The 17,944-nt window shown below is 41.0% G+C and carries 28 protein-coding genes and 1 pseudogene; 4 read left to right on the forward strand and 25 right to left on the reverse strand.

Annotated features, from left to right (window positions below):
• Positions 1-89: 89 nt before the first annotated feature.
• On the reverse strand, positions 90-1,199 hold the full coding sequence (locus ACWU4D_RS16965) for a toll/interleukin-1 receptor domain-containing protein (RefSeq protein WP_456052639.1): 1,110 nt from the start codon (positions 1,197-1,199) through the stop codon (positions 90-92).
• A gap of 97 nt (positions 1,200-1,296) precedes the next feature.
• Here ACWU4D_RS16965 and ACWU4D_RS16970 point away from each other — a divergent pair.
• A pseudogene (locus tag ACWU4D_RS16970) lies at positions 1,297-2,318 on the forward strand (IS110 family RNA-guided transposase).
• A gap of 386 nt (positions 2,319-2,704) precedes the next feature.
• Here ACWU4D_RS16970 and ACWU4D_RS16975 read toward each other — a convergent pair.
• The 18 genes from ACWU4D_RS16975 to ACWU4D_RS17060 form a co-directional block, all read right to left on the reverse strand.
• Positions 2,705-3,238 (reverse strand): shikimate kinase, encoded by a 534-nt coding sequence (locus tag ACWU4D_RS16975; protein WP_456052640.1) that lies wholly within the window; start codon positions 3,236-3,238, stop codon positions 2,705-2,707.
• Positions 3,239-3,655: 417 nt separating this feature from the next.
• Positions 3,656-4,078 (reverse strand): DUF1294 domain-containing protein, encoded by a 423-nt coding sequence (locus ACWU4D_RS16980; RefSeq protein WP_456052641.1) that lies wholly within the window; start codon positions 4,076-4,078, stop codon positions 3,656-3,658.
• Positions 4,053-4,262: a DUF3565 domain-containing protein gene (locus ACWU4D_RS16985; protein ID WP_456052642.1), complete on the reverse strand. Its 210-nt coding sequence runs from the start codon at positions 4,260-4,262 to the stop codon at positions 4,053-4,055. The genes ACWU4D_RS16980 and ACWU4D_RS16985 overlap by 26 nt, the downstream gene beginning before the upstream one ends.
• A 22-nt stretch (positions 4,263-4,284) precedes the next feature.
• Positions 4,285-4,989 (reverse strand): pseudouridine synthase, encoded by a 705-nt coding sequence (locus ACWU4D_RS16990; RefSeq protein ID WP_456052643.1) that lies wholly within the window; start codon positions 4,987-4,989, stop codon positions 4,285-4,287.
• A gap of 54 nt (positions 4,990-5,043) precedes the next feature.
• Positions 5,044-5,742, reverse strand: coding sequence for a LysE family translocator (locus ACWU4D_RS16995; protein ID WP_456052645.1), 699 nt, complete (start codon positions 5,740-5,742; stop codon positions 5,044-5,046).
• Between the two features lie 9 nt (positions 5,743-5,751).
• Positions 5,752-6,192 carry a GNAT family N-acetyltransferase gene (locus ACWU4D_RS17000; RefSeq protein ID WP_456052646.1) on the reverse strand — a complete coding sequence of 147 codons (441 nt, stop codon included), beginning with the start codon at positions 6,190-6,192 and terminating at the stop codon, positions 5,752-5,754.
• 49 nt (positions 6,193-6,241) lie between these two features.
• Positions 6,242-6,697, reverse strand: a complete 456-nt coding sequence (locus tag ACWU4D_RS17005; protein WP_456052770.1) for a GNAT family N-acetyltransferase — start codon at positions 6,695-6,697, stop codon at positions 6,242-6,244.
• 69 nt (positions 6,698-6,766) lie between these two features.
• Positions 6,767-7,159 carry a GFA family protein gene (locus ACWU4D_RS17010; protein ID WP_456052771.1) on the reverse strand — a complete coding sequence of 131 codons (393 nt, stop codon included), beginning with the start codon at positions 7,157-7,159 and terminating at the stop codon, positions 6,767-6,769.
• Positions 7,160-7,184: 25 nt separating this feature from the next.
• Positions 7,185-7,673: a DUF523 domain-containing protein gene (locus ACWU4D_RS17015; RefSeq protein ID WP_456052647.1), complete on the reverse strand. Its 489-nt coding sequence runs from the start codon at positions 7,671-7,673 to the stop codon at positions 7,185-7,187.
• A 66-nt stretch (positions 7,674-7,739) separates the two neighbouring features.
• Positions 7,740-8,207 (reverse strand): N-acetyltransferase family protein, encoded by a 468-nt coding sequence (locus ACWU4D_RS17020; protein ID WP_456052648.1) that lies wholly within the window; start codon positions 8,205-8,207, stop codon positions 7,740-7,742.
• 74 nt (positions 8,208-8,281) lie between these two features.
• Entirely contained in the window at positions 8,282-8,587 is a 306-nt protein-coding gene (locus tag ACWU4D_RS17025; RefSeq protein ID WP_456052649.1) for a hypothetical protein, read from the reverse strand.
• Positions 8,588-8,686: 99 nt separating this feature from the next.
• Positions 8,687-9,028 (reverse strand): Fis family transcriptional regulator, encoded by a 342-nt coding sequence (locus ACWU4D_RS17030; RefSeq protein WP_456052650.1) that lies wholly within the window; start codon positions 9,026-9,028, stop codon positions 8,687-8,689.
• Between the two features lie 30 nt (positions 9,029-9,058).
• Positions 9,059-9,667 (reverse strand): DinB family protein, encoded by a 609-nt coding sequence (locus tag ACWU4D_RS17035; protein ID WP_456052651.1) that lies wholly within the window; start codon positions 9,665-9,667, stop codon positions 9,059-9,061.
• A gap of 18 nt (positions 9,668-9,685) precedes the next feature.
• A complete protein-coding gene (locus tag ACWU4D_RS17040) occupies positions 9,686-10,099 on the reverse strand; it encodes a hypothetical protein (RefSeq protein WP_456052652.1) in 414 nt (137 codons plus the stop codon).
• Positions 10,100-10,398: 299 nt separating this feature from the next.
• Positions 10,399-11,325, reverse strand: a complete 927-nt coding sequence (locus tag ACWU4D_RS17045; protein ID WP_456052653.1) for a chemotaxis protein CheW — start codon at positions 11,323-11,325, stop codon at positions 10,399-10,401.
• Positions 11,326-11,660: 335 nt separating this feature from the next.
• Positions 11,661-12,110: a GNAT family N-acetyltransferase gene (locus ACWU4D_RS17050; RefSeq protein ID WP_456052654.1), complete on the reverse strand. Its 450-nt coding sequence runs from the start codon at positions 12,108-12,110 to the stop codon at positions 11,661-11,663.
• Between the two features lie 45 nt (positions 12,111-12,155).
• A complete protein-coding gene (locus tag ACWU4D_RS17055; RefSeq protein ID WP_456052655.1) occupies positions 12,156-12,887 on the reverse strand; it encodes an SDR family oxidoreductase in 732 nt (243 codons plus the stop codon).
• Positions 12,888-13,014: 127 nt separating this feature from the next.
• A complete protein-coding gene (locus ACWU4D_RS17060) occupies positions 13,015-13,413 on the reverse strand; it encodes a MarR family winged helix-turn-helix transcriptional regulator (protein ID WP_456052656.1) in 399 nt (132 codons plus the stop codon).
• 131 nt (positions 13,414-13,544) lie between these two features.
• Here ACWU4D_RS17060 and ACWU4D_RS17065 point away from each other — a divergent pair, with 131 nt between their 5' ends.
• The gene (locus ACWU4D_RS17065; protein WP_456052657.1) at positions 13,545-13,934 is read left to right on the forward strand and encodes a hypothetical protein; all 390 of its coding nucleotides are present in this window, start codon (positions 13,545-13,547) and stop codon (positions 13,932-13,934) included.
• Positions 13,935-13,994: 60 nt separating this feature from the next.
• On the opposite strand, the gene ACWU4D_RS17070 is transcribed toward ACWU4D_RS17065, so the two are convergent.
• The 6 genes from ACWU4D_RS17070 to ACWU4D_RS17095 form a co-directional block, all read right to left on the reverse strand.
• Positions 13,995-14,276 carry a putative quinol monooxygenase gene (locus ACWU4D_RS17070; RefSeq protein ID WP_456052658.1) on the reverse strand — a complete coding sequence of 94 codons (282 nt, stop codon included), beginning with the start codon at positions 14,274-14,276 and terminating at the stop codon, positions 13,995-13,997.
• A 63-nt stretch (positions 14,277-14,339) separates the two neighbouring features.
• On the reverse strand, positions 14,340-14,936 hold the full coding sequence (locus tag ACWU4D_RS17075) for a DJ-1/PfpI family protein (protein ID WP_456052659.1): 597 nt from the start codon (positions 14,934-14,936) through the stop codon (positions 14,340-14,342).
• Between the two features lie 107 nt (positions 14,937-15,043).
• Positions 15,044-15,364, reverse strand: coding sequence for a DMT family transporter (locus tag ACWU4D_RS17080; RefSeq protein WP_456052660.1), 321 nt, complete (start codon positions 15,362-15,364; stop codon positions 15,044-15,046).
• An 82-nt stretch (positions 15,365-15,446) separates the two neighbouring features.
• Complete coding sequence (locus tag ACWU4D_RS17085) at positions 15,447-15,959, reverse strand: lipocalin family protein (protein WP_456052661.1); 513 nt, start codon at positions 15,957-15,959, stop codon at positions 15,447-15,449.
• A gap of 15 nt (positions 15,960-15,974) precedes the next feature.
• Positions 15,975-16,220, reverse strand: coding sequence for a Rho-binding antiterminator (locus tag ACWU4D_RS17090; protein ID WP_456052662.1), 246 nt, complete (start codon positions 16,218-16,220; stop codon positions 15,975-15,977).
• A gap of 52 nt (positions 16,221-16,272) precedes the next feature.
• Complete coding sequence (locus ACWU4D_RS17095; protein ID WP_456052663.1) at positions 16,273-16,761, reverse strand: arsinothricin resistance N-acetyltransferase ArsN1 family B; 489 nt, start codon at positions 16,759-16,761, stop codon at positions 16,273-16,275.
• A 225-nt stretch (positions 16,762-16,986) separates the two neighbouring features.
• Between ACWU4D_RS17095 and ACWU4D_RS17100 the strand changes: the two genes are divergently transcribed.
• Both ACWU4D_RS17100 and ACWU4D_RS17105 read left to right on the forward strand, forming a co-directional pair.
• Positions 16,987-17,577, forward strand: a complete 591-nt coding sequence (locus ACWU4D_RS17100) for a glycine zipper 2TM domain-containing protein (protein ID WP_456052664.1) — start codon at positions 16,987-16,989, stop codon at positions 17,575-17,577.
• Between the two features lie 156 nt (positions 17,578-17,733).
• On the forward strand, positions 17,734-17,943 hold the full coding sequence (locus ACWU4D_RS17105; RefSeq protein ID WP_456052665.1) for a PepSY domain-containing protein: 210 nt from the start codon (positions 17,734-17,736) through the stop codon (positions 17,941-17,943).
• The last annotated feature ends 1 nt before the right edge of the window (position 17,944 follow it).

Below are 17,944 nucleotides of genomic sequence, written 5' to 3' on the forward strand. Positions count from 1 at the left end.
TCATCGTCTTCTCCCAGACTCATTTGCCACCTTTAAGGTTAGCTTCGTATTAGAGCGGGAGTCCAATTATCTTGTTATATTTTTGGTGCTTACTTACGTAAACGCCTTAGCAATTTTTGTAGTGATTCTTCATACTTTTCTGGTGTATAAAAATCGGCATATAGTTTACCTTGTAAAAAAGTCGGTAATTCACACTCTTCCATAACTAAGGGGAGTACAACTACCTCTCCAGTTCCTATTTCTTTATTCATTGCAATATCTAATTCCTTTTCAACCCAACTAGATTTGATTGACCTAGGAGACAGAATGACACCTATATACTTAGTCATCCTTAACCCCTCATCAATCTTTTTAATTAATGAATCACCAATTTGAATTTCAGCCTCGTCCAACCAAACATTTTTTACGCCATGCTCTTCTAAGCTAGTTTTTAACTTTCTGACAAAAGGCTTATCTTCACTGGTATGGCTAAGAAAAACACCGTCATATTTATGATGTATCACATCATCTTCATCTAATTCTAAAGCGCACTTGAGCAAAGCTGTTATTGCTTCGGTAGATCTTGGTGGAGTTAGTAACCACCCAACATTCCCACCTAAATCAATTTCCATACCCAATTCATAATTTTCGGGAGTTTTGGCCAGACTTTTATGTGATCCCGAAGGAGGATCCAAACACAACCTCCATCCATCTTTGGCCACTTGGTCAAAATATGCTTTTAACTTAATCCCGTCTGGAGTAATCTTTAACTGTCGTGATTTTTTTCTGTAAAGATCATTTCTAGATACTAGCTTTTCAACTTGTTCATTTAAGTATGATATCCAAACTTTTCTATACCCAAAAAATTGCTCTCTTTTTTCTTCAGCTAGAAGCCAAATTACACGGCAACCATTCTTTAAAGCAGCCTTTAATTCTTCTGACCTGTCGTGGTAATCAAAAACTGAATCAAGATCATAAGAGTTATTTTCACTTTTCAACGAAGAGAGTTCATATTCCGAATTGCTAAACTGCCCCTCAGAACCAAATATAAAATGAGAATAGCTTTGAGGATTGATTATTATTAAATCATACTCATATAGAGCATAAGCAGCACGACCTTCATCAATTTCTGGACGACAAAGTCCTAGTGTTTCAATCTCTACATCTTTAATATTTGGACCTGAATAATCTAGCCCAACTAATAATACACTTTTAGTCAATATTGGCTCCCTAAGAAAAAACATAACGAATGACATGGATTCCCCCCTCCCAAGGATCTGCCACACTTAAGTGGTCAACACTATTACTGGAGGCACCATGTCTAATCTATCTTATTGCGGTATTGATCTCGCTAAAAATCACTTCAGTGTTCATGCTATTGACCAGCATGGCAAAGTCGTTCTTCACAAGAATGTCACCCGCTCTAAATTGCTTAATACCATAGCAAAACTGCCCCCATGCGTATAGGTATAGAAGCTTGCGGTGGCGCCCATTATTGGGCAAGAACATTCAATCAACTCGGTCATGACTGCCGTATTATGGCTGCTAAATATGTTGCACCTTACCGAATGAAGGGGAAAAACGACCTTAATGATGCCGCTGCTATATGCGAAGCGGTTCAACGACCATCTACTCGATTTGTTCCTATTAAGTCTCCTGAGCAACAAGCCGTTCTTGCTACTCATCGAATGCGTGAACATTGGGTTCGCGAAAGAACGGCGTTAATGAATCGTATCAGAGCCATTTTATCCGAATTTGGATTTGTCATGGCGACAGGGAAAGCAACTCTCATGAGAGAAGTCCCTCTTCTTTTAGAGGATGCCGAAAACTTGCTACCCCACCAGGCAAGACACATTATTAATGACGCCTACTCACACCTTCAAAGCCTCAACCAGCAAATTGATGATACTGAAAAAACCTTTGCATCTATGGCCAAACAACATGAAAACACCAAACGTCTTCTTAAGGTTCGAGGTATTGGCCCACAAACGGCTACTGCCATCATTGCCGCGATTGGCGATGGTAGTCAGTTCGATAAGAGTCGAGATTTAGCTGCTTGGTTAGGTCTTGTCCCCAAACAGTTCTCTACTGGAGGGAAGAATCGCTTAGGGAGGATAACGAAGCATAGTAACAAGTATATTCGTACTTTGCTAGTTCACGGGGCACGAGCCGTTGTTACCACGATTGGTGACAAACAAGACCGCCTGAGCCAGTGGTGCCGACAAATTAAAGAAAGACGAGGGTTAAATAACGCGCAATTGTGGCACTTGCTGCCAAATGCTCGCATCATCTGGTCTCTTTTACACAACCAAACTGAATATGAAAACTATGCTGCTTAACCATTAAAGCGGTTAAGCTGCATCATTAAGAGTTGAACCCACCGGGTCATTGCAGATGCTAATGATGGAGATAGGTTAAGACCACTTGCGGAGAGCCTGTTAATGCGGCGGACACACTAGATGTCATCTAACGAATAAGGCACCGCAGTCGCGTAAGTCAACAGGGCCACGGTAAACATAAAATTGCCGATAAGTAGGCCGAATGTAGAGCGGCAGTCCAAAACTCATCACTGTTAGTTTAGCGGATGTTTGACAACCGGGGGAATCCATGTAGCCGCGTTAAGTAGTGAGCAACGCCACCACGAAACCTATCCATACCACCTTAAACACAAAACCCAACGATAGCACTAAAAGTGCCAATCGTTGGGAATCAGTCTTAAACGCTGTTATGTGCGTATCTCACCCATGAACGCCTTTGCCTTTTTAGGGCTTGTGATTCTTATAAACTCGATATGACTATACTTTGGATCGTTAAGCAATTCTGTGTAGCGAGACCTATTTTTACTGTACGTTTTCAGCGTCCAAAGGATAATAGAATCTTTGCTAAGAAAAGACTTTCTGAACGACTCAACATTACCCGTTTTATCCCATAATTCTTGCTTGGTCACTGTACGTACTAGAGCCCTTTTCACAGCTTGAAACAGTGTTCTTGCAAAGGAGTAATCAACCCAAACAATAGTATCTACCCTACTCCATTTAATTTCAGCAGTTCGATTGTAGTTACCATCAAGAACCCAGTGTTCGGAGTTTAACCTGTCAGCCAAATTTGCAAAGAACTCTTCATCTGAAGATTCTTGCCAATTAGCTTTCCAAAATAAGGCATCCATTTCAACATAAGGGTACTTTAGCTCACTCGCGAGCATACGGCTGAAAGTACTTTTTCCACTACCACTAGTGCCTATTACATTGATTCTTTTCATCCCCTGACCTGATTTTTAGCCCTAGCATATAACAGTTGTTATATGGACATTGTCCACGTGACAATGTCCATATAATTAGAAAGCAGAACCACTAAAGTTCTGTATCACAACAACTTAGTGAGTCTGAATGTCGAAAAATGACGACAATGTTGTTATAAGTCAGAATCGTATTCTATTTCGATTAACTGTGCATCAAAATACTAGACTTAATGCATATTTATTGACGTGTGTTAATTTGAGTGATGTGCGAATTAACACACAATGTGGCGTAAACCAGTTAAGTCATAATTAATAAAGAGACATTCATAATCACATACTCCCACTCGCGACTTTGTAATACACAACACCAAACAACCCAGCGAAAACTAAAACGGTTATCGCTATTTTTAACCAAATAAATTTCATTAAAACCACTCCTTAAAAAGCACCTAAATGACCGACAAGGCTTTTGAATACATCTAAACAATAGTGAACAAAAACACTGCCTTTTGGCGTGAATGTCCAGACAAATGTACCAATGTTGATGATGGCCATTAACCACAACAACATTTTAAAGGGCTGCTTTTTGGTCTTATGACGTAACCGACGTTGAGCAAATAAAGCACCCGGCCAGCCGCCAATCAGTGACAGAGTTAACAACGTATTTTCCGGTGTACGCCAACGCCCGTTTTGAGCTGCCCTTTTATCCTTGGCAAACATTGCGTAAGTAACAACAGATGAGCCTAAATACAGAAATATAAGATACGTTGGCTGATTCAATAAAAGAACCGCCGCACTCGCAAATACAAGAAACAAAAAGCTAAACACGTTTATTTCATCCAATAGTATCGATGGGTTCATCCCGATCGCATTTTTTACAATTTAACTCAAAGCCCAACTTTGAATCTCGACCAGTTTTGGTAACGACCCAAGGACGGCATACGAACGGTGGATTATGCCGCACATGCTGAAAATGACCGCATTGCAGTTCTGCAACCCAGTCATCTTCTTCGTCTTTGTGATAGCCAACAATCGCTTGCTTCATAATCGCCTATTTGTGCGTTGATCTACGTCGATAATGACCGAACTTCATCATCGGTTAAATAGCGCCATTGACCGACTTCCACATCAAGATGAACACTGCCAATCGCTTCACGGTGAAGTGATGTAACACGATTGCCGACCGCCGCAAACATGCGTTTTACCTGATGGAACTTGCCTTCAGTAATGGTTAACAGCACCTCTTTCGTACTAATCACTTCTAACGTTGCGGGACGAGTGATTTGTTGTTCGCCTTGCAATAAGATGCCAGCCTGAAACAGAGCGGCAACATCGCCGGAGATTGCTCGGGACAACCCAACACGGTAGACCTTGCTGCATTTGTGCTTGGGATTGGTGATAGCAAAAGACCAGCGACCATCATCTGTGATTAACACCATGCCTGTGGTATCAGCGTCCAAACGACCGGCGATGTGTAATTCTGATGTGCTTTCTATGTCTGAAATGTTTGTTTTCAAGCAATTGAATACCGATGGGTAGACTTCATCGATATTGGAACAGACGGTACCGGCGGATTTGTGCATCAGGATATAACGAAACGGGCGCGCGGTTAACGTGACGCCATTAAGCTGAACGGTATTATTTTCGTGTACTTGAGTCGCTTCGTCGGTGAGTATGTCACCGTTAACACTCAAGTCACCACTGTGGATACGCTGAAGCGCTTCGGTTTTGGTTAATTCGGTACTTTTGCAGACAAATTTATCAAGGCGCACAATGGCACGCCCTGATATTCAGTGCTCCATCAACAAGAAAGAACGCCACCAATATCACGTTCGGTCTTGCAGTGCCAAACGTAAACCAAGAGAACAGTAAATCGAACCAATCACCTTGTTTTGCCACTTCATAATGGTCGGCTTACTTTTCAGATAAGCACTCACCTTACCTGCGCTAATAGAGACCGTGATCGTACTCAACAGCCCCATCAAGATAAATAGCACGCCGAGGATGAAAACCTGTGATGAAACCGACCCGTTTGCTGGATTGACGAATTGAGGCAGAAACGCGAGAAAGAACATCGCCGATTTGGGGTTGAATACCTCTAGAATCACCGCTTGTTTGAACGCTTGCTTCGAGGTTGTTTTGCATGTGGTTCGAACCAATGACCCCTCTGACTTAGAGAATATTTCACGCACACCTAAATACACTAAGTAAGCAACACCGATAAACTTAACGATATTGAACAAAAGCGCTGACGTCATGATCACCGCAGAAATCCCAACCACGGCCATAAATGTATGAACTAAATCGCCTAGCGCGATACCTAACCCAGTGGCGATTCCCGCTCGAGATCCAGAGCTCGTTGCCTTCGCTAAGGTAAGAAGTACCGCTGGCCCCGGAATGAATACAAAGCCGAGTAACACGGCTAAATAGGTGATGAGTGTTGCTTGATCAATCATAGTGTTACCCAATAAAAGCTGTTTAATGGTTGGCGGATTAAACCAACAAAACAGGGACACGAATCCCATATTTTCATCTTACCCATTCCTGTCTAACTTTTGCACATATTTATACGATGTTTTTTCAAAGCCGATTCGCTCATAGTATCGCTGTGTCTGCACGCGACTAAGCGATGTGGTTAACTCAAGTATGCTGCACTTTTCGGCAATTGCCTTCGACTTTGCATACTCAATGAGTGTTGAACCAACGCCTTTTCCTCGCATCGAATCATCGACAACGAGTGCAGTAATTCGACAAAACCTTTTGCCAGAAGGAAAGTAATCAAAAAACAATATCGACATCACCGCAACAACGTGACCTTCCAAAACGCCCACATACACATTACTGTGATCATTTGTAGATGATGATAGAAATGCGTCGATTGTCGAGGCGTCAGTGTCATAGCCAAGCTGAACCAGCAACCCTGACAATACACCAGCATCACTTTTTACTGCTTCTCTAATATCGAGTTTAGACATCACCCCTCCTTTGCCATAGTGCAATTTTTGCTCTGGCTAGCTCGATTGGTTAATTTACGTTACGTGCAATCATTAATACTTCATCGGCAGAATAGAGATTTGAGATCGTCGTTTCAACTTCTGCGCCTAATGTCTCTTTGTAGAGTTTCTGAGCAAAGTTATCCGCTCGTGTGGTTACCATAATATGTTTTAACGTCGATCCGTTTTCGGCTAGCGTTTGATTCACCAATGGCAACGATTTTACAATCAACTGACGCCCAATCCCTTGTCCTTGAAACGAAGGTGCCACAGCCAATTGCTCCAATTCAACAACCGCTTCGGGCCTAAAACCACTTTTCTGCGCCCAAATAATATAGCCGACTACTTCGTCACTAATCACCGCGACAAAGCTTAAGAACCGGGGGCTTGCATTAAAGTTACACTGTAGCCATTCACGTGACTTTGTCTGTCTCGTGAATACTTCACTGTGTACTTGAGCGGTTTGTTCAAGGTCAGAACTTTGCATAAATCGAATTAACATTAAAATCTCCATCGATTGAAATTTTTGATGATCAGATATTTGTAGCGTTATCCGTTATCTATCTGCTGGGTGATTGACTCCATCATTAGTGACCACGTCACCTAAATCAAAAGGGTTAACCCCTTCTAAGCACCCAATATTGTACCCATATTCATTCGGACTCGAACGGCGTTGATGGTGAGTATAGATGCCGCAATTTGAGCAGAAATAGTGCTTCGCGGTATTGGTATTAAATTGATAGAGCTTTAGAACGTCTTTCCCTTTTAGAATCTTTATCCCATCCAAAGCGACAGAAGCAACCATTGCGCCCTTTCTTCGACAGATAGAACAATCACAACGTCGAGGTTTTTCAATTCCGTTTGGTAACGACAATTCCAATTTGACCGCACCACAGTGACATGTTGCGATATGCTTTTCTTGTATTTGTGTTACTCCGACTGTTTTGATCATCGATAGATTTCCTTTAGCTGGTTTACTTATCTGACTCCAATTCCGACCTAAGAATAGCAATAGTATACTGGCTGAATACTTTGATCCCTTCACGTTCTAATAGCGCAGTCGTCACTCCGATACCGTCGATTTTAACTCCACCAAACGTACCGTCATAGATTTTTGAACTACCACACGACGGACTTGCTTCGGCGAGTATCGCATATTTAATATCGTTATTTTGGCATGCTTTCAATGCATTTTTAGCGCCTGCGAGAAACGGTTCTGTTACGTCTACGCCATCATTTGCGACAACACGAGCGGCACCAAAGATAACATCGCCACCTTGACCATCGATTATTTCAGCGGGCGGCCTCGGAATCGGCAAACCAGACGATACTTCTGGACAGAAAACAACCATATCAACATGAGTACGGAGCCAGTTAAGATCTAATTCTGATATATTCAAACAACTGCCGTTATATCGAACGTTGTTTCCAACTAAACATGAACTGACTAAAACCTTTTCCACTATTTGCTCCTTTAATTACAAGGCAGAAGTAACGTTTTCGCTTTAGATAAAAACAAGAGTTTGGGGTTAAATCTTCCGACACATTATGAACTGAGGCCCAGCGGCTCCACCAAGATATTTTTCATTGGTGTATTCGAAACCACCTTTTTGATAGCAACTAAATGCAATCGGATTTTTGCAGTTTACGGTAAGATAAATTGAGTGGTAGTCCGAATAGAAAGATTTTAGATAAGCAAATAACGCTTTTACAGAACCAGCCCCTAACCCTTTACCTTGCTGGTTTTTATCCAGTGCAAATGACCTAAGACCGATACTATTTTCTGGACAAAACTCGTAGTGAGACGAATAGGCAATATCGAGCTTAAAGAAACCCACAACAGCATCGTCAGACTTAATTACGTGTAAGTGAATCGTTTTACAATCATCTCGTAGAAACTCGTCTGCTGTACATGCAAACTTTACTTGTTCATCCGCTAGCCGAATTGAACGCACTTGCTCCAAGTGCGAATTATTAAGCTTTTCAACCGTTATCATTATTGCTCCGGTATATCTATTTTATAGTGTAGTATTCAATCTAAGGCTCATTCTTACGATACAATTTCATGGTTCTAATGTGCTTCTAGATATCGAACCGTTTTACCTAATTGAGTCGCAAATTCAATTTCAGATTGGGTACTCTTTCCAATATAACCACCAACATTAATGACGAGAATTTCATCTGATATTTCTATCTTACGTTTATGAAGTTCACCTAGCATTAGCTTTTCTTGTTCAGTAAGTGTCGCGGCTTTTGCTGAACCTAACCCGCCCACGCTCAAAACAATTCGGCCAGCCATCGTTTCATTCAAATTGGCATCAATAAACGCCTGCTCAAATTTAATACTTCCACATAATGTAACGATCAAAGGTTTCATATTTTTTCCTAGTGGCATGACGATAATTCAAACCGCGCAACAGAAATACACCGCAAAGAAAATTACATTAAAACGTTTAATTAGCGCGTTGGTAATCTGTTACCCGAGCCTATTCGCCCAATTTCCGTTGTTCTGGTTGTCGCAATTCTCTTCGGTGTCGTAAGAAATATGGTTATTAATATTCTTAACTTTGATGCTGAGGTTGTTGAATTCGGCCTGAACAAGTGATGCCAATGTTGAACTTTGGTCCGATTGTAAATAATCGTCGAGATTATCATTAGTATCGAAAACACATATCACCTTCAGGCTTTGCGGAAAGTTAGAATAATTAACGTTATGTGTTATCCATTGAAATCCGTTTAGATCTCGTGTCGCAGCATCACAAATGTCCGTTAAACTCTCTCGAAGTTGATTTTCAATTTTCTTATCTGTTTTACGCATAATCTCTTATCTAAATAATAAACCCAGCTGTCACACCGACGCTTCTGGAATCTCTAACAAAAAATCAGTCACGCCAACATCTATCCCTTGTTGATATAACAAGGTCGACAATTGACCACGGTGATGCGTTTGGTGATTAAACAAATGGGATAACAGTTCACCAAAATTTCGAACGCTAACAACACCCTTTGTATTTGAGTATTTTACGTTTTTCAAGAAATCATTCACATTGACCTCATTCTTGAGCCAGTCGGAAATTAAAGTATCAACGTTGTTTCGTAGCAGCTTGAAAGAAACAAGATCGGAACAGAGTACATCATTTAATCCACTCGGTTTAGGAAGATCTAAAATTTTTCTAAGCGTCACGTATTCAGCTGAGTGGGAACAAAACCTCGACAACCATATAATATCACCAACCAAAATATGATTTAACGTCCCCAATATGGAAGAAAAATATGCTCCTAAGTCCTGATTAAGCTTTTCATCTGATAAATCTGATATCACATTTATGATCTGGTTATTCATACGATGGTTATACTCTGCCATCAATATAAAATGATTGAGGTTATTCATTAGCATACGAAGGCAATGACTGATTGAATCAACAGGTTTGACATAAACTTTCCTTTTAACACTCACGTTCTCCCAATTACAGAATTAAGACTGAACAGTGATTTGAACAAATTTCTTCGCTAACTCTAACAACGTGGTTTCGGTGATTACCTCAACGTTATCTTGATCCGCTATTTTTCCATGATTAATCAACACCGTTCTTGGATACCCGTGGCCACCAAATAACTCAGTTAATTTTTCATGTGCAACGCTAATAAAGTTGCCTTTAGATAATTGCACTGTCACCTGCAACACATCAATGCCGTGAGAATGCATTTCCTGAGTAAAACGACCTATATGTAACGCTTGTCTCTCTGTGCAATCAGGACACCATGCCGTAACAACATTGACGACGAAAGTATCACCCGAGGCGATACGACGGTTAATGTCGTCTGGCTCTACAATTTGAAGTCCGCTTGAGAATTGATCGCTGTTAGTTGGTTCAAATTTGTTTCCCATATCAATATGGTCCTCGCGAGTGTTTATAAACTTGGTACAAGATAATACACACATTAATAGTAAAGAAGCGATCTTTGTTATATGTATCAAAGGTTATATGTATCAAAGATTACGAAGAACTTGAAACTTGGAGATGTGGGAGCGAAATAAGGCAGTAGTGATTGGTGTCTAGAGCGATTTATCGTTTAGATATTGGGCTTAGATAATGAATTGATTACTTCCATAGCCATATAAAATAACCTCAATTGCTTTATATAACTATGGATTTCGATGGTCTAAATTAGCATGTAAGTTAAGACCTAAAGTAATGTTTCGTCGAGCCAAGGAACCAATCGGTGGATTTCTGGCTTGGTGAGTGTTTCTGACGCGCCAACATCCATTGCTTTGACCTTATTTTCTGTTGTCATTGTCGAGGAGAAAATAAGTACTGGCGGTGGGTTCGGCTGACCAGTGACCGTTTTACATAAGAATAACCCGTCAACTTTAGGCATCTCTACATCAGACACAATCGCACTGATGTCTTTACGGTTTGATTCAAAATACTCTAGAGCCTGAGCACCATCGGTCACTGTTTCAACACGATATCCTGCCTGAGAGACGACGTTACTCAGTTGTTCTAGTATAAATTTAGAGTCATCGGCAATTAACACAGTATGTTGTGCTCGCACTCTCTTTTTCTCGACCGACAAATCGACACTACTGTCTGCCGAAAGATTATATTGACTCATGTTGATATCAGAGTTCATTTCAGCAATGATCATTTCAAAATCTAAAATAAAAACTAATCGATCTTCGATGGTGACTGATGCGACGATACAGTTGTCTTCACCTGCGAGTGATATTTCCCCCGCCGCCGCTAAATCGTTCCAAGAAACTCGATGTATACGATTAATAGAGTCAATTAAAAAGCCGTTCGTTACGCCATTGAAATCAGTAACGATAACGTATTGATTGTCTGTGGGCGGTTTTTTAGATAGCCCTAACCATTTACCAAGATGAATCAAGGGGGTGACTGTATCTCTAGATTTAAATACCCCGACAACATTATCGTCCCCTTTTGGGTAATCAGTCATTTCAGGAATTCTGATGATCTCACGTACTTTAGCGACGTTGATACCGTAACTATTATGCTTTGTTGATCCGTCTGGCAGTTCTTTAATTATTTGAAATTCGGCTATTTCAAGCTCATTGGTCCCGGATTCAACTAATATTTTAGAGTTTGACATTGACTAACTACCTAACAAAATTTTTAACTAACTATGCTGTTTATCGGCTTATTGGCACTGACATTCAGCGACACTGGTACATCGTATTGTTGTCAATTCGATTCCGTAAGTTGAGCGTAGGTTCGACTAGCACGAAAATAAAGATCGACTCGATGCCATTACGTTAAAAAAGTGGCAGAGATCATAACTCTACAAAGCATATTAATTTTGTGGTTGATATTTAAGTATTTTTATATGTGGATTAGATGATGTGTAGCAACAAGGTCAATAGTACCTAGTGGTATAACTTAGATGTATTTAGGTTTATTGCATCTGAGTTATTAGTCATACTTTATCTACATATCTAAAGTAAATCTCAGCATATCGTAGTGTTGTATTCCATTTTCGTAGATTGGCTCATCATAATAATCAATGAAAAAGTTCTTCCAAACCTCTTCAGCTCGAAAACCCAGTCGTTGATAAAACGCTAACTGATGACCAAATTTACCGGTCCCCAATACCAATTTAGTGACATTTCGATTCTTGAGTTCTCCAATAACAAACTCAAGCAGCATAGTGCCGATGCCTTGGCCCTGCTTTGCTTCCAAACAAGCAATATTAAACAGTTCTATTTCACCATGAGGATTTGAATTTAAAACACAGACACATACCAACTCATCTTTTACAAAAGCACCAAAGCAAGTCGCCTGATGTAAATAGTCTCGAATTTTAGATTCTTGAGGATCGGCAATAAGCAACAAACTTATCGGTACACTATCACTAGAAATTTCTCTATATTGAATCAAATAAACCTCCATTCCGAATGTGAAAGCAGCGGAATCTCACGTGTGCTATTTTCCACCCGTTACATCAACAAACGAACCAGTTATATAGGACGCTTCATCTGAGAGTAGCCAAGCGATGGCATTCGCAACCTCGTCTGCCGTACCACCACGTTGGAGAGGAATTTGTGATGACAGCCGCTCAACTCGGTTGGGTTCGCCACCATCAGCGTGTATATCCGTATAAATAAAACCTGGTTTAACGGCATTAACTCTAATTCCCTTAGGCGCGAGTTCCAATGAGAGCCCTTTTGTTAATGAATCCATTGCGCCCTTAGATGCGGCATAGTCAATATATTCGAATGGAGCACCACTTCTAGCCGCAGTCGAAGATACATTGACAATCGCTCCAGGCCCTGTCGACTGGTTCACAAATGCCTTTGAGCATAAAAAGCAGCTACCAACATTCACGGCCATAACTTGATTAAAACGTTCGAAGCTAATATCTGATAATGTGGATTGGGAAAAGAGTACACCGACATTGTTCACCAAATGAGTGACTATCCCAACCGTATCATTCACTTCTGCAAATAAGTTCTGTACATCTGCCTCTTTGGACACATCGGCCTGAACACTAAATGCAGTCCCTCCAGCACTTGAAATTGCGTCAACAACCGCTTGAGCTTGTACTTCATTCGTACGGTAGTTAACACACACTGAATATCCTTGAGAGGCCAGTAACATCGAAGTTGCCGCTCCTATCCCTCGACCACCACCCGTTACGATTGCTATTTTCTTCATCGCACACTCCATAAATCAATAACTCCCATATAAACAAAACGAGGTTAAATCTAACTATAAAAAACGCCTTCCACCTGACTTACCAAAAGTTGGGAACGTTATGACGAGTCTACCAATTTGTAATTGATTATTTATGTTCGCTTTCCTTAACGGCACAAATCATAGTATTAAGATCGCTAATTATCGTCTGCGGTTTTTCCGCACCTTTATCGTCAAATAAGATGTTATCCATTTCGGCTAGTAATTGCCTTGCGTCTGCCATTAGGCATTCACCGGTCTCTGTAAAATGAATTTCCTTCTGTTTCCCAACGCCATCTTTCTGCTCAAGATACCCTAGCTGGCACAGATGTTTCACGGTTTTCGCGACCATCTGCCTTGTGACGTCTAAATTTCTCGCTATTTCAGAACCGTAGTTCACACCACACTCAAGAACTCCAAGAAATGAAAGAAGTGCAGGAGTAAGTGAGACATACCCCTTTTCCACCAAACGCTGAGAAAGATATTTTGTAATTACAGTGTTTAGCATTGATGCGCTTTGGATCAGCTGTAGTGACTGAGACTCCACCAATGGAGTACCTTTTTTTGTAAACCTAGTTGACACAATAATACTCATTCATTATTCTGCATGTAAACCAAGTGTACATAGAGAAAGTGATTATGTTAAGTCTAAAAAATATCATGCGCGCAAACGCGACGAGCTGTTTAGGTTTCGGAGCGTTATTTGCGCTGCAACCGAGTTTGGTAGCGACCTTCTTAGGTGGTGACTTCCCCGCTCCAGCACTCGCAATATTCACTTTAGGCGTTCTACTGATAGTGAATGGTCTTCACCTAATTTGGGCGTCAAGAATCCCAGTACCCAAAAAGGCACTGGTATTGTATTTTTCTGGGGGTGACTATATTTGGGTTATTGCATCATTAGTGCTAATCATCTCAGGATGTTGGATCACAACCACAAGCGGCATTGTAGTTGCCAGTGCTGTTGCTGCTCTGGTAGGACTTTTCGGCGTGCTTCAAATGACGACCAGAAAAGCAATGGGGCAATGCTAAACATCGTTGAACACTAATATAAGATGGCGTCTGCACGCGCCATTCTTATTTAGAATACGCTTATTCAGTGCGACTTATTTGGTAATGCCTTTCAACATTTTTGGTCACTTTTCCCCACGTAGAGGACTTTACTCTGGCTTGGTGATGATCAAACGCGGTTTGGTCGACGAACTCTTCGTACACATGAAATTGATGCACATCGGCAACATCTTGTGTAACAGTAAAGGTTAAACACCCTGCCTCTTCTAACGTCAGCCTTTTGTGATTGACTAATTCCGTTTTCACCACCGCAAGATCCGAGTCTGGTACCACGATATACCCTTGCAATATAACCTTAGACAAGATTGAACTCCTTTGGTGTGAACCCAACTTTAGATGACACGTAGATCGGCTTGATGATCGGATTTATAAATACGCTCCGACAACTGACATACTGTGTTCGACTGTAGTTTCTTTTTCACCGACTGGCGCAACATAATGAATGGCCGATTCTGCGTCAGCCTTTCCGGATAGTTTACAAATCACCCACGCAGCCAAATACTGTGACGCCATACATCCTCCTGCTGTCGCAAGATTCCCTTTCGCGTAAAAAGGCTGGTCCAAAACATTAATTCCTGATTCGACAACCCAAGGCTTCGTTGTTAAATCTGTGCAGGCTGGCACATCATGCAATAAACCAAGTACAGACATCAGCAACGTACCTGAACATTGAGCACCAATTATTTGAGATTGAGGATCAAGCTTTAACTTTGATAGTAAATTACTGTCTTGGGCAATGTCTCGGGTTAGCATACCACTCCCAAACAATACGGCGTCTGCATGGTTCGCAAATTCTAGAGTTTGTTGAGACTGAATAGTAACGCCATTCATCGACGTGACGTATTCTGACGGACTTGTAATTTGTACGTTCCAACCGGCATCTTTCATTCGGTTCAGAATACCCGCTGCAATAAAGGAATCCAGCTCGTTAAATCCATCAAAAGTGAGTATCGCGATATCCATATCTTCTCCTAAATAGTTCTTCGTGACGTGTTGGCCACCAATGGGTACATCGAATAAAACACTATACATATTTAAGATAGTGATTGTATGAAATTAATGTTTACTGGTCATCCGGCCGACGATATTTTCAGTCCTAATATACCTATAATAATGAGCAGTAAGCTGATCATTTTTAACGTGCTCAAAGGCTCTTTAAGAAAGACAGTACCAAAGATAACTGCGCCAACCATACCTATTCCAACCCATACGGTATACGCAATACTTAACGGCAGTGTACGCATTGCAATGCTGAGGCAATAAAAACTTGCGACCATCGCTGTGACAGTTGCAATAGAAGGGAAAGGCTTAGTGAAACCATCTGTGTACTTGAGTCCAACCGCCCAAGCAACCTCAAGTAACCCAGCAAATATAAGAACTAACCAGCTCATTACGACACCTTGAAATGGGGTCGTCCCCGTTTGAATAAAGATCTCATAGGGTCGTCCCTACGAAATGTCCTGAAAAGTAACATCATTCCTGATTAACGAAAATCAGTTCATCAACGTTATACCCAGCTTCTTTGACCATAGTAACGAACTTTTCTTTCAGCTCGTCACTTACAACTGGAGTTCTTGATAAAAACCAAAGTGAATCGTCGCTACCGGTGATAAAAGCGTATTGATAACTCTCTTTATCTAGATCGAAAATCACATAAGAGCCATAAAACGGACCAAAAAATGACACTTTTAAGTGACCGATATTTTCATCTCCAGCGAATTTAGCCTTACCTATCGCCTCTTTCCACTCGTTAGCTTCGGTTGAAAATCCTCTATTTACAACCCGCACACCGCCATCATCATTTATTGAGTAAGTCGCAGTGACTTTCTCTAGCCCCCTTTCAAAGTGATGATCTAACCTGGCAATTTCATACCATTTTCCAGAATATTTATTTACATCAAAATCGGTAACAGGCTCAATAGTTTCTGGAATTCCAGCACAAGCCACCAAAGACATAGCGAGTAAAAGTACATTAAGTATTTTCATATCAATTCCTTGAGCTTATTTAAAAGTAACTTGTGAAAAATGTGGATTATCAATCAACACTTCTAACTTTAATATCGACTCTAATTCAATCAGAATATCATCGTTATTCGAACTAAGCTTGATGCATTCGTGACGGCTTGCATTACGAACTGTATCACGTGCAATTCCTTCTATACAGTCACCCTCTTTCATCGTTAACCGCACTGGAAAACGATATAAGCAGCTTAGTTCAATATAATCGTACTCATTGCAATCGATCATAAAATTTACCTTTGATATTGGTGACCCAGAATTATAAATCGCACTATTGGTGTTAGAGTTCTAACTGCCAGTAACCGACCGATTTTTTCTCACCAAACTTAACACCGACATTCGAAAATTCACCGACCTTTTTAAAACCTAGACTCTCATGTAATCCAATACTCGCTGGATTTGGCAAAGCAATTCCACCAATCGCTGTCGAGAAGCCACGTGTTCGTAATTGTGTTAAAAGCTCACCATAGAGTGCTCGCCCAACTCCGCTACCCGTCGAGTCATGGACAAGATAGACCGAAGACTCGACGGAATACCGGTACGCTGAGCGCATTTTCCAATGATTCGCATAGGCATATCCAACGATCTCATTGTCAACTAACGCAACGATCCAAGGAAACCCTGATGCCGTAATGGTCTCGATACGTTGCATCATATCTTGAGCAGATATTGGCGCTTCTTCAAAGGAAATAGTGGTTGAGGCGATGTAATAATTATAGATCTCGGCGATTCGCTCAGCATCTAATACGGTGACTTCTCGAATGATCATGCTCTCTCCATGAGGCTTAAATTAATGTCTCGCAGCTGTTTAATATAACTTTACTGACTGAGTAACGCTTTGAAAAGCAAATAAACCAGTAGAAATAGTTAACCTTAGATCACTAATAATCAACATTGATGGTTAATCCTTCATAAAATAATTTTCATTCAGGTTATGTTCAGCTTCTACTCCTTATTATGAATTTCAAGGTCGATACTCATTTGGAGAACAGAGATGAAAACATTAACCACAGCTTTTACTGTAACAACAGCACTCATAACCATTTGCTTAAGTCCAACTGTTATGGCTAAGCGCTCATCCCATTATGATTACGCGCGAGTGGTTAAAGCAACACCTGTATACGAGCATATTCGTCATCGTGTACCGGTTGAAACGTGTCGTAAAAATGGGGGCTCTCGCCATCTTTCAAACCCAAAACATACGTCAGTTGGTCCAGCAATTGTAGGAGGCGTCATTGGTGGCACCGTGGGTCATGCAATTGGTTCAAACCGAGCAAATAAACAAGTTGGCCTAATTGCAGGCTCGATCATCGGCGCGACCATTGGCGCAAACATAAGTCACGGCAATGGGCACCATAGCCCGACCCGCCATTGTTCAACATCATTTCAAGTCAACCATGAACGCGTATTAGTTGGGTATGATGTGACGTATCGATACAATGGACATCGCTACCATACCCATACCAAACACCATCCTGGAAAACGTATTCAGGTACCATTTCAAAAGCGCCATCACAAGCAAATGCGAAGACACTCAAGTGAGTTGGTCTTTAAACAAAAACACGATCAGCATCGAGCTAGATAATGGCAATTTCGTGTTCGGAACGAAAATTTAAGCTGTCAACTTTAGTGAGTTCGCATAAGATTAATCTAGTACGAACCCAAGAACACAATTTTGAGGCCACTTATGCGAACCATTTTCCACGTTTTGTTGATTTCGATTACGCTTTCATGCTTTTCCATGGCTAATGCGAAAGATCGGCCTCTAACCGCATCGAATCAGTCTGAAGCTGCACAAATCGCACAAAGAAACTATGGCGGCAAGGTTCTAAAGGTTGAACGCCTCACGAAAAAACAACCAGCAGAATATAGAGTGAAACTCTTGACTGATAAAGGCTCAGTAAAAATCGTGACTATTAAATCGAACTCGCGTAAACGGAAAGGTAAGTAAG

The organism is Vibrio phycocola (assembly GCF_053850235.1).

Excerpts from the sequence above, each read along its gene's own strand:
- ACWU4D_RS17025 (WP_456052649.1), bottom strand. The coding sequence starts at position 8,587 with ATGAAACCTTTGATCGTTACATTATGTGGAAGTATTAAATTTGAGCAG.
- ACWU4D_RS17105 (WP_456052665.1), top strand. The coding sequence starts at position 17,734 with ATGGCTAATGCGAAAGATCGGCCTCTAACCGCATCGAATCAGTCTGAA.
- ACWU4D_RS17060 (WP_456052656.1), bottom strand. The coding sequence starts at position 13,413 with ATGCTAAACACTGTAATTACAAAATATCTTTCTCAGCGTTTGGTGGAA.
- ACWU4D_RS17095 (WP_456052663.1), bottom strand. The coding sequence starts at position 16,761 with ATGATCATTCGAGAAGTCACCGTATTAGATGCTGAGCGAATCGCCGAG.
- ACWU4D_RS17000 (WP_456052646.1), bottom strand. The coding sequence starts at position 6,192 with ATGTCTAAACTCGATATTAGAGAAGCAGTAAAAAGTGATGCTGGTGTA.
- ACWU4D_RS17005 (WP_456052770.1), bottom strand. The coding sequence starts at position 6,697 with ATGCAAAGTTCTGACCTTGAACAAACCGCTCAAGTACACAGTGAAGTA.
- ACWU4D_RS17020 (WP_456052648.1), bottom strand. The coding sequence starts at position 8,207 with ATGATAACGGTTGAAAAGCTTAATAATTCGCACTTGGAGCAAGTGCGT.
- ACWU4D_RS16985 (WP_456052642.1), bottom strand. The coding sequence starts at position 4,262 with ATGAAGCAAGCGATTGTTGGCTATCACAAAGACGAAGAAGATGACTGG.
- ACWU4D_RS17055 (WP_456052655.1), bottom strand. The coding sequence starts at position 12,887 with ATGAAGAAAATAGCAATCGTAACGGGTGGTGGTCGAGGGATAGGAGCG.
- ACWU4D_RS16975 (WP_456052640.1), bottom strand. The coding sequence starts at position 3,238 with ATGAAAAGAATCAATGTAATAGGCACTAGTGGTAGTGGAAAAAGTACT.
- ACWU4D_RS17065 (WP_456052657.1), top strand. The coding sequence starts at position 13,545 with ATGTTAAGTCTAAAAAATATCATGCGCGCAAACGCGACGAGCTGTTTA.
- ACWU4D_RS16980 (WP_456052641.1), bottom strand. The coding sequence starts at position 4,078 with ATGAACCCATCGATACTATTGGATGAAATAAACGTGTTTAGCTTTTTG.
- ACWU4D_RS17090 (WP_456052662.1), bottom strand. The coding sequence starts at position 16,220 with ATGATCGATTGCAATGAGTACGATTATATTGAACTAAGCTGCTTATAT.
- ACWU4D_RS17080 (WP_456052660.1), bottom strand. The coding sequence starts at position 15,364 with ATGAGCTGGTTAGTTCTTATATTTGCTGGGTTACTTGAGGTTGCTTGG.
- ACWU4D_RS17085 (WP_456052661.1), bottom strand. The coding sequence starts at position 15,959 with ATGAAAATACTTAATGTACTTTTACTCGCTATGTCTTTGGTGGCTTGT.
- ACWU4D_RS17100 (WP_456052664.1), top strand. The coding sequence starts at position 16,987 with ATGAAAACATTAACCACAGCTTTTACTGTAACAACAGCACTCATAACC.
- ACWU4D_RS17075 (WP_456052659.1), bottom strand. The coding sequence starts at position 14,936 with ATGGATATCGCGATACTCACTTTTGATGGATTTAACGAGCTGGATTCC.
- ACWU4D_RS17040 (WP_456052652.1), bottom strand. The coding sequence starts at position 10,099 with ATGGGAAACAAATTTGAACCAACTAACAGCGATCAATTCTCAAGCGGA.
- ACWU4D_RS17030 (WP_456052650.1), bottom strand. The coding sequence starts at position 9,028 with ATGCGTAAAACAGATAAGAAAATTGAAAATCAACTTCGAGAGAGTTTA.
- ACWU4D_RS17045 (WP_456052653.1), bottom strand. The coding sequence starts at position 11,325 with ATGTCAAACTCTAAAATATTAGTTGAATCCGGGACCAATGAGCTTGAA.
- ACWU4D_RS16995 (WP_456052645.1), bottom strand. The coding sequence starts at position 5,742 with ATGGGATTCGTGTCCCTGTTTTGTTGGTTTAATCCGCCAACCATTAAA.